Source organism: uncultured Ralstonia sp., from assembly GCA_913056305.1.
Taxonomy (GTDB): Bacteria; Pseudomonadota; Gammaproteobacteria; order Burkholderiales; family Burkholderiaceae; genus Ralstonia.
Map to the genome: position 1 here is coordinate 1 of CAJXMR010000191.1, position 8,844 is coordinate 8,844.

An 8,844-nucleotide genomic window follows, 5' to 3' on the forward strand; every position below is an offset into this window, starting at 1 on the left:
TTCGTCTCGCACAGCGGCTGGGAAGTCGACGCCATGCTCGACGCGTGGGAGAAGAACAAGCGGCGCGGCCACGTGGTTGCGGGCGGTTCGACCATCACGCAGCAACTGGCCAAGAACCTGTTCCTCTCGGGCGAACGCCACTACCTGCGCAAGGGCGAAGAACTCCTCATCACCTGGATGCTGGAGTTCTGGCTCGACAAGGAGCGCATCCTCGAGATCTACCTGAACTCGGTGGAGTGGGGCGAGGGCGTGTTCGGCGCCGAAGCCGCCGCGCAGCATTACTTCAAGCGCCCGGCCGCGCAGCTCTCGGTGGGCCAGGCCGCACGCCTGGCGGCAGCACTGCCCGCGCCCAAATGCTTCGATAAGAAGAGCTACTGCGCCAATGTGCACGTGAACTTCACGCGCAAGGCCACCGTCATCGCCAACCGCATGGGCTCGGCCACGCTGCCCGATTGAGGCGGCGGGGTGTGGCTGACCAGACTTACCTGAGCCAACCCTTCCGGCGGAAATACACCAGCGGAATCGCCGCCGACACGATCATCAGCACGATCGCATACGGATAGCCCTGGGCCCAATCCAGCTCCGGCATCACCTTGAAGTTCATGCCGTAGATCGAGGCGATCAGCGTGGGCGGCATCAGTGCCACCGACACCACCGAGAACAGCTTGATGATCTTGTTCTGGTTGATGTTGATGAAGCCGACCGTGGCATCCATCAGGAAGTTGACCTTGTCCGACAGGAACGCCGTGTGGTTCTCGATCGAATCGATGTCGCGCAGCACTTGGCGCGCTTCGTCCTGCTGATCGGGCGACAGCAGCTGGCTGCGCAGCAGGAAGGACACCGCACGGCGCGTATCCATCACGTTGCGGCGGATGCGGCCGTTGAGGTCTTCCACGCGGGCGATGATCTCCAGCACGTCGGCCGCGGCCTTGTCGGTGACTTCGTCGGCCAGCACACGTTTGCTGGCGTCTTCCAGGCGCTCATAGACTTCTTCGATCGAATCCGCCGAGTATTCCGCGTCGGTGGCGTACAGGTCCATCAGCACGTCCTTGGCGTTGCGCACCGAGCCGGGGCGTAACCGCGCGCGCATGCGCACCAGGCGGAAGGCGGGGAGGTCTTCATCGTGGATGGAGAACAGCACTTCCTTGGTCAGCACGAAGGCCACGCGCACGTTGCGCGAGGCGGTTTCCTCGTCGAGCAGGAAATCGGTGCGGATGTGGATATGGCCGTCCTCGCCCTCGAAGTAACGGGCGGAGGCCTCCAGGTCGCCCAGCTGTTCCAGCTCGGGCAGGACCACGCCGTAGGTGTCCTTGATCCACGCCAGCTCTTCGTCGTCTGGGTCGATCACATCGATCCAGATCGGCTTGTGCTGGAGCAATTCACTGCGATGTTCGACCTGTTCTTGCGCGAGACGGCCTTTTTGCAAGACGAACAGGTTGATCATGCGTGAATCCTCAAGCGGGCGACGGGTGGAAAACCGCGCGAGTGTAGCGTAAAGATCTTGCACCGACCGCTACGAAGCGTGCCTGCGGCGATACACGCAACCGTCACGTTGATACCGCCGCCCGGATGCCCGGCGGGTAAAATGCCAGCAAGTCATGCGGCAACCCGGCCGCACCACAGGATTCCCGACACCATGCGATTTACCGAACAACTGGCTAGTGCCTGGCAGCGCAACAACTCCTTGCTGTGCGTCGGGCTCGACCCTGATCCGGCGCGCCTGCCGGCGTCGCTCACCACCACGGGCGGCGCGATCTTCTCGTTCTGCCGTGCCATCGTCGATGCCACCGCCGACCTGGTTTGCGCGTTCAAGCCGCAGATCGCCTACTTTGCCTCGCAGCGTGCCGAAGACCAGCTCGAGCAGCTCATCAGCTACATCCATGAGGCGTATCCGGACATCCCGGTCATCCTCGATGCCAAGCGCGGCGACATCGGCTCCACCGCCGAGCACTACGCCAAGGAAGCCTTCGAGCGCTACCAGGCCGATGCCATCACCGTCAGCCCGTACATGGGCTTCGACTCGATGCAGCCGTACCTGGCGCACGCCGACAAGGGCGTGATCGTGCTGTGCCGCACCTCCAACGCCGGCGGCAGCGACGTGCAGTTCCTGGAAACCGGCCGCCGCCCGGTCTATCAGGTGGTGGCTGAGCGCGCCCGCGACATGTGGAACACCAGCGGTCAGATGGGCCTGGTGGTGGGCGCGACCTTCCCGCAGGAAATTGCCAAGGTGCGCGAGATCGTCGGCGACATGCCGCTGCTGATCCCAGGCATCGGCGCCCAGGGCGGCGATGTGGAAGCCACCGTGCGCGCCGGTCGCAGCGCCGATGGCACCGGCATGATGATCAACTCGTCGCGCGCCATCCTGTACGCCAGCAGCGACAGCGATTTTGCCGACGCCGCCCGTCGCGTGGCCGTTGCCACGCGCGACCAGATCAACCAATTCCGCAGCTGACCGGATGCCCCGGGTCGGTTGCCGCGAGGACGCCATGCGCACTGCTGCCCGATCGACCCAGCACGAGCACGATCCCAACAAGGAGCGTGACAAGGAACGCGACGACACCCGCGAGCACGAGACCACGCGCCACGATCACGACCGCGACCGGCGCCGTGAGCACGACCACGAGCGCCAGCCGGAACACGATCACCAGGAGCGGGTCCGGCCGGAACATCCGGACGAAGTGACGAGCTAGGATTCGGCGCTGTCGAGAAATTCAAGCAGGCCGCGCAGCGCATGCTCGGCGGCCTGCAGGCGGACCTGCTTGCGGTCGCCCTTGAAGTGGCGCGTTTCCACGCGCGTCTGCAGGCGATTGCTCCAGCCGAAGCACACCATGCCGACGGGCTTGTCGGGCGTGCCGCCGGTCGGGCCCGCCACCCCGGTGATCGCCACCGCCACCTGCGCGCGGCTGTTGAGCACCGCGCCTTCGGCCATCGCGTGCGCCACCGGTTCGCTTACCGCGCCATGCTCGCGGATCAGCGTCGCCGGCACCCCCAGCATCTGCGATTTGGCCTCGTTCGAATACGTCACGAAGCCGCGCTCGAACCACGCGGACGAGCCGGAAATGTCGGTGATGGCCGCGCTCACGAGCCCACCGGTGCAGGACTCCGCCGTCGCCATCATCAGGCTGCGCTTGTGCAGTGTGTCGGCCACCAGTTCCGCCAGTTGCGCCAGCGTGCGGGATTCAGCCATGGCGATGCCCTCTCGACGAAATCAGAACGAGCGCCACAGCGCAAACACCAGCAGCGTATAGAACGCCGCCAGGATGTCGTCGACCATCACGCCGTAACCGCCACGCAGGCCAAAGCCCTTGAGCGACCGGTCGTAGTAGCGGATGGGCGCGGGCTTAACCATGTCGAAGAAGCGGAACCACAGGAAGGCCGCGAACTGGCCGCCCAGCGTGGTCGGCGTGACGAAGGCCAGCACCAGCCAGAAGGCGACCATTTCGTCCCAGACCATGGCGCCGTGGTCGGGCACACCCAGGTCGCGCGAGGTGCGGGCGCATGCCCAGATGCCGATCACGAACCCAACGGCGGCGATCAGCAGCCAAGTCGGTCCCGCCACCCAGCGCGAGAACACCACGTAGATCAGCCACGCGTACAGCGTGCCCGCCGTACCCGGCATGATGGGCGACAGGCCCGAGCCGAAGCCCAGCGCCAGGATGCGCGCCGGATGGCCGAACATGAAGCGTGCCGTCGGGCGGCGTACCTGCGCGGTCTGGCCAGCTTCGAGCACGACGGTCTCGGGTTGCTTGGCGGCATCAGCGCCGGGGGCGCTGGGAGGGAGGGGAGCGGAAGACATCATGATGGTGAAGCGAAGTGATCGAATCCAGCCTGCGTGAACGTGACCGGCGCGCCGTGCGCGTCGATCAGCCGCAGGCCCGCCTCGGCGTCGATGCGGCCGATGCGGGTGACGGGCACGCCGGCGCGCAGGCCGGCGGCCAGCACCGCGTCGCGCGCTTCGGCGGGGGCGGTGAAGCAGAGTTCGTAGTCGTCGCCGCCGGCCAGCGTGCACTGCAGCTGGCGCTCGGGCGGTTGGGCGGCGAGGGTGGCGGAGCGCGGCACGCGGTCGACCTCGACCGTTGCGCCCACCTGCGATTGCACGAGGATGTGGCCCAGGTCGCCCAGCAGACCGTCGGACACATCCAGCGCCGCCCGGGCGATGCCGCGCAGCGCCAGGCCCAGCGCGACACGCGGCGCCGGGGTGTCCATGCGCGGTTGCACCAGCGCCAGCGCCTCGGGCGCCAGCGGCCATTCGTCGCGCAGCGCGCCCAGCGCCAGGCGTGCGTCGCCGACGGCTCCGGAGACCCACAGGTCGTCGCCGGGCTGGGCAGCGTCGCGGCGCAAGGCCACACCGGCGGGCACGTCGCCAAATATGGTCAGGCTGAGCGTGAGCGGCCCGCGCGTGGTGTCGCCGCCTATCAGCTCGCAGTGGAAGGCATCGGCCAACGCAAGCATGCCCTCAGCAAATGGGCCCAGCCAGGCCGGGTCGGCCGCCGGCAGCGCAATGGCCAGCGTGAAGGCGCGCGGCTCGGCGCCCATGGCGGCCAGATCGGACAGGTTGACCGCCAGCGCCTTGTGCCCCAGCGCGCGCGGCTCGGCATCGGCAAAGAAATGGCGGCCGGCGACCAGCATGTCGGTGGAAATCGCCAGTTCGTGCCCCGGGCGCGGGCCCAGCAGGGCGCAATCGTCACCCACGCCGAGCGTGGCCTGGCGCGCCGGGCGGGTGAAATACCGGCGGATCAGCCCGAATTCGGACAGATATTCAGCGGAATCGGCGGGAGCGGGGGGCTTGGGCACGGCGTCGGTAAAGGCAAATAGAGGGCAAGCCCGATAGTGCCGTGAAAGGTCGTTGGAATATTGTATCGAATGCGCACGGCACCCCAACCCAAATTCCCGTTGTGAGATCGGTTTTCACTATATAAAATGACGGGCCCAAGGAGGCGGACCGTAGTCCCGAGACGCTCATGTGGTTTCCCGGTGGCCCGCTAGATGCGATGGTCGGCGCGCGCGCCGATACCCTGACGAGAGACACCCCATGACCACGGTGGATACCCAGCCTCAACAGCCCGCCCGCACGGACGAAGAACTCAAGGCGCAGCAACGCGCCGCCCTGCGTAAAGCCGCGCTGGAGTATCACGAGTTTCCGACCCCGGGCAAGATTTCCGTCACGCCGACCAAGCCGCTGTCGAACCAGCGCGACCTGGCCCTGGCGTACTCCCCCGGCGTGGCCGCAGCGTGTGAAGAGATCGTCGCTGACGTCGGCAACTCCTTCCGCTATACCGCGCGCGGCAACCTGGTCGGCGTGGTGACCAACGGCACTGCCGTGCTTGGCCTGGGCGACATCGGCCCGGAAGCCTCCAAGCCGGTCATGGAAGGCAAGGCCGGCCTGTTCAAAAAATTCGCCGGGATCGATGTGTTTGACATCGAGATCAACGAAAAAGACCCGCAGAAGCTGGTCGATATCATCGCCTCGCTGGAGCCGACCTTCGGCGGCATCAACCTGGAAGACATCAAGGCACCGGAGTGCTTCTTCGTCGAGCGCGAGCTGCGCAAGCGCATGAAGATCCCCGTCTTCCACGACGACCAGCACGGCACCGCCATCGTGGTGGGCGCGGGCATCACCAACGCGCTCAAGGTGGTCGGCAAGGACGTCAAGAAGGTCAAGCTGGTGGCCTCGGGCGCCGGCGCTGCGGCGCTGGCCTGCCTGGACCTGCTGGTGGACCTGGGCCTGCCGCGCGAGAACATCTGGGTGACGGACCTGGCCGGTGTCGTGTACGAGGGCCGTACCGAGCTGATGGACCCGGACAAGGCCGTGTTCGCGCAGAAGACCGACAAGCGCACGCTGGCAGAAGTGATCGACGGTGCTGACATTTTCCTGGGCCTGTCCGCCGCGGGCGTGCTCAAGCAGGACATGGTCAAGCGCATGGCCGACAAGCCGATCATCTTCGCGCTGGCCAACCCGAACCCGGAAATCCTGCCGGAGCTGGCCAAGGAAGTGCGCCCGGACGTCATCATGGGCACCGGCCGCACCGACTATCCGAACCAGGTCAACAACGTCCTGTGCTTCCCGTTCATCTTCCGCGGTGCGCTGGACGTGGGCGCGACCACCATCACGCGTGAGATGGAAGTCGCCGCCGTGCACGCCGTGGCCGAGCTGGCCCGCCAGGAGCAGAGCGATATCGTCGCCACCGCCTACGGCATCCAGGACCTGGCGTTCGGCCCCGAATACCTGATCCCGAAGCCCTTCGATCCGCGTCTGATCGTGCAGATCGCGCCGGCCGTGGCCAAGGCCGCCATGGATTCCGGCGTGGCCAAGCGCCCGATCGAAGACATGGACGCCTACCGCCAGCACCTGCAGCAGTTCGTCTACCACTCGGGCACGCTGATGAAGCCGATCTTCTCGGCCGCCCGCAAGGTGCCGATGGAAAACAAGCGCATCGTCTTCGCCGAGGGTGAAGAAGAACGCGTGCTGCGCGCTGTGCAGCTCGTCGTCGACGAGAAGCTCGCCAGCCCGATCCTGATCGGCCGCCCGGGCGTGATCGCCCACCGCATCGAGCGCTTCGGCCTGCGCCTGCGCGAAGGCGTGGACTTCGCCATCGTCAACCCCGAGCACGACGAGCGCTTCCGCGACTACTGGGAAACCTATTACAAGCTGATGGCCCGCAAGGGCGTCACGCCGCAGTACGCCAAGCTGGAAATGCGCCGCCGCTCCACGCTGATCGGCGCCGTCATGATCCACAAGGGCGAAGCCGACGGCATGATCTGCGGCACGGTCAGCAACACCGCCGCCCACCTGCGCTACATCGACCAGGTCATCGGCGGCACCAACTGCCTGTATGCGGCAATGAACGGCCTGGTCCTGCCGGGCCGCCAGATTTTCCTGACGGATACGCACGTCAACGTCGACCCGACCGCCGAGCAACTCGCCGAGATCACCATCATGGCCGCCGAGGAGCTGTGCCGCTTCGGCATCCAGCCGAAGGTCGCGCTGATGTCGCACTCGAACTTCGGCTCGTCCGAGGCGCCTTCCGCCGTCAAGATGCGTGAAACGCTGGCCATCCTGCGCGAACGTGCCCCGAACCTGGAGGTGGATGGCGAAATGCACGGCGATGCCGCGCTCGACCAGAAGCTGCGCGATTCGCTGGTGCCGGATTCGACGCTCAAGGGCGAGGCCAACCTGTTGGTGATGCCCAACATCGACGCCGCCAACATCGCTTACAACCTGCTGAAGACGGCTGCCGGTAACAACATCGCCATCGGCCCGATCCTGCTGGGGGCGAAGAAGCCGGTGCACATCCTGACGCCGTCGGCCACGGTGCGACGCATCCTCAACATGACGGCCCTGACCGTCGTGGATGCCGCGGCGCAAGCGCAACGCTGATCCGCACTGCATCAAAACGGGGAGCGCACGATACTGCGCTCCCTTTTTTTGTCTGCTAAGTTTGCGTGTGCTTACATTTGCGCAACATTAATGTTTGCTTCAAAAAACCCTTCAGACATTGACCGCCGGTTGATTGTTGCCATCGATGAGCGTACCCTTACGGGCTGAAGGGGTGCTTCTGAGCACATGAGGTCGGTACTGGGCCAGACGGGTTCAAAAAAGCGGTTTTTCGTGCACACGTCTGATCTGGTCGCCTCGTTCTGGTGCGCGCAATTTGCAGGTGTGTGCAGGCGGAAGGATTCCCCAAGTCTCCGGCAGTCGCCCGACTTGTCATTCTCCCCCGCCAAGCCTCGCACGCATTGAGCCGCTTCGCTTTCAGCTGCAATCAGGCCGTCTGGACTGCTGTCCGGCGGCTGCATGCGCTTGTGACCTGCGTCGGGTTATCCGCTCGGCGCGATTCTCCCGTTTGGGCTTGCTGATGACAAAGCGACTTGGAGCGTGGTTGGGCCGCTCCGTATCTCAGGCGATGGCGCGTGGTGCGCTGGCGGCAGCGCTCGCGTTGTCCGTGGCCGGGTTGCCTGCCAACGCAATCGCCCGGGACACGACGGGTATGGCGCCGGCGGCGGTGGGAACCATTCCCGCAACGGACCTGCCCAATGAGGCGCAACGGACGCTCTCCCTGATCGAGCAAGGTGGACCATTCCCGTATACGAAAGATGGCACCACGTTCGGCAATTATGAGCGCCGTTTGCCGGCACAACGCCGTGGCTATTACCACGAGTACACCGTGAAGACGCGCGGCGCGCGCAACCGGGGTGCCCGACGCATCATCTGCGGCGGTGACCAGCGCGCTGCGAACGAGTGCTACTACACGGAAGACCACTACAACAGCTTTCAACGGATACAGCGATGACGACCAACATGTTTGGGCTGGACGACTCGCTCACCACTCGCGATGAGCGCGTTGCCCGCGATGCGTGGCAGAAGGCGCAGAATCTGTACGATGGCGTGCGAGGGATGCAAGCCCTTGGCCCGCGTGTCGGGGGGACGGCCAAGCTGGTGCCGCAAGACACCGACATTGACACCAACGAGACCGAGACGGACGACGACGGAGGCCTTGAAGACGCCATGAACCTGTTCAAGACCGTGCGTCCGAATATCGTGCAGTCGATCCGCGCCTTCCGCGTGGCCGATCTGGCGGAATCGGCGACCAGCCTCGGGCAGCATTTCCTCTACGCCAACTGTGCGGCGGCGACGACCAAGGCCGAAGTGCTCGACGTGATTGCGCGCGAGTTTCTGTTCCCCAAGCATTTCGGCAAGAATTTCGACGCCCTGGCCGACTGCCTGACCGACATGATCTACAAGGCCGGCCCGCAGCCGGGTTTTGTGATCGTGCTCGAGGGCCTGCCGTGCCAGCCGAAGTTCGACAAGGAAGCGCGTGAAGTGCTGCTCGACGTGTTCCGCGA

Annotated in this window: 10 protein-coding genes; 6 read left to right on the plus strand and 4 right to left on the minus strand. The window is 65.4% G+C overall.

The window, feature by feature from the left end; all coding sequences use genetic code 11:
- On the plus strand, nt 1–456 hold a 456-nt coding region (gene mtgA / locus QZ609_RS21105), incomplete at its 5' end, for a monofunctional biosynthetic peptidoglycan transglycosylase (protein ID WP_295499142.1).
- A gap of 25 nt (nt 457–481) precedes the next feature.
- Here mtgA and corA read toward each other — a convergent pair.
- A complete protein-coding gene (gene corA, locus QZ609_RS21110; RefSeq protein WP_295499145.1) occupies nt 482–1,444 on the minus strand; it encodes a magnesium/cobalt transporter CorA in 963 nt (320 codons plus the stop codon).
- 192 nt (nt 1,445–1,636) lie between these two features.
- Here corA and pyrF point away from each other — a divergent pair, with 192 nt between their 5' ends.
- On the plus strand, nt 1,637–2,452 hold the full coding sequence (gene pyrF / locus QZ609_RS21115) for an orotidine-5'-phosphate decarboxylase (protein ID WP_295499148.1): 816 nt from the start codon (nt 1,637–1,639) through the stop codon (nt 2,450–2,452).
- Between the two features lie 34 nt (nt 2,453–2,486).
- A complete protein-coding gene (locus QZ609_RS21120; RefSeq protein ID WP_295499151.1) occupies nt 2,487–2,690 on the plus strand; it encodes a metal transporter in 204 nt (67 codons plus the stop codon).
- Here the strand turns inward: QZ609_RS21120 and QZ609_RS21125 are convergent.
- Genes QZ609_RS21125 through thiL form a run of 3 tightly spaced genes read right to left on the minus strand, consistent with a single transcriptional unit; the run spans nt 2,687 to nt 4,794 of the window.
- A complete protein-coding gene (locus tag QZ609_RS21125; protein WP_295499154.1) occupies nt 2,687–3,187 on the minus strand; it encodes a CinA family protein in 501 nt (166 codons plus the stop codon). The genes QZ609_RS21120 and QZ609_RS21125 overlap by 4 nt on opposite strands.
- Before the next feature lie 21 nt (nt 3,188–3,208).
- Complete coding sequence (locus QZ609_RS21130; RefSeq protein WP_295499156.1) at nt 3,209–3,799, minus strand: phosphatidylglycerophosphatase A; 591 nt, start codon at nt 3,797–3,799, stop codon at nt 3,209–3,211.
- On the minus strand, nt 3,796–4,794 hold the full coding sequence (thiL, locus tag QZ609_RS21135; RefSeq protein ID WP_295499158.1) for a thiamine-phosphate kinase: 999 nt from the start codon (nt 4,792–4,794) through the stop codon (nt 3,796–3,798). The genes QZ609_RS21130 and thiL overlap by 4 nt, the downstream gene beginning before the upstream one ends.
- A gap of 238 nt (nt 4,795–5,032) precedes the next feature.
- Here thiL and QZ609_RS21140 point away from each other — a divergent pair, with 238 nt between their 5' ends.
- From QZ609_RS21140 to QZ609_RS21150, 3 genes are all read left to right on the plus strand, one after another.
- Nucleotides 5,033–7,378, plus strand: coding sequence for an NADP-dependent malic enzyme (locus QZ609_RS21140; RefSeq protein WP_295499161.1), 2,346 nt, complete (start codon nt 5,033–5,035; stop codon nt 7,376–7,378).
- Between the two features lie 478 nt (nt 7,379–7,856).
- Entirely contained in the window at nt 7,857–8,291 is a 435-nt protein-coding gene (locus QZ609_RS21145) for a ribonuclease domain-containing protein (protein WP_295499164.1), read from the plus strand.
- On the plus strand, nt 8,288–8,844 hold a 557-nt coding region (locus QZ609_RS21150; RefSeq protein ID WP_295499167.1), incomplete at its 3' end, for a barstar family protein. The genes QZ609_RS21145 and QZ609_RS21150, both read left to right, overlap by 4 nt.

Coding starts and splice junctions, on each gene's coding strand:
- QZ609_RS21145 (WP_295499164.1), top strand. CDS start 7,857: ATGACAAAGCGACTTGGAGCGTGGTTGGGCCGCTCCGTATCTCAGGCG.
- corA (WP_295499145.1), bottom strand. CDS start 1,444: ATGATCAACCTGTTCGTCTTGCAAAAAGGCCGTCTCGCGCAAGAACAG.
- QZ609_RS21125 (WP_295499154.1), bottom strand. CDS start 3,187: ATGGCTGAATCCCGCACGCTGGCGCAACTGGCGGAACTGGTGGCCGAC.
- pyrF (WP_295499148.1), top strand. CDS start 1,637: ATGCGATTTACCGAACAACTGGCTAGTGCCTGGCAGCGCAACAACTCC.
- QZ609_RS21140 (WP_295499161.1), top strand. CDS start 5,033: ATGACCACGGTGGATACCCAGCCTCAACAGCCCGCCCGCACGGACGAA.
- QZ609_RS21130 (WP_295499156.1), bottom strand. CDS start 3,799: ATGATGTCTTCCGCTCCCCTCCCTCCCAGCGCCCCCGGCGCTGATGCC.
- QZ609_RS21120 (WP_295499151.1), top strand. CDS start 2,487: ATGCGCACTGCTGCCCGATCGACCCAGCACGAGCACGATCCCAACAAG.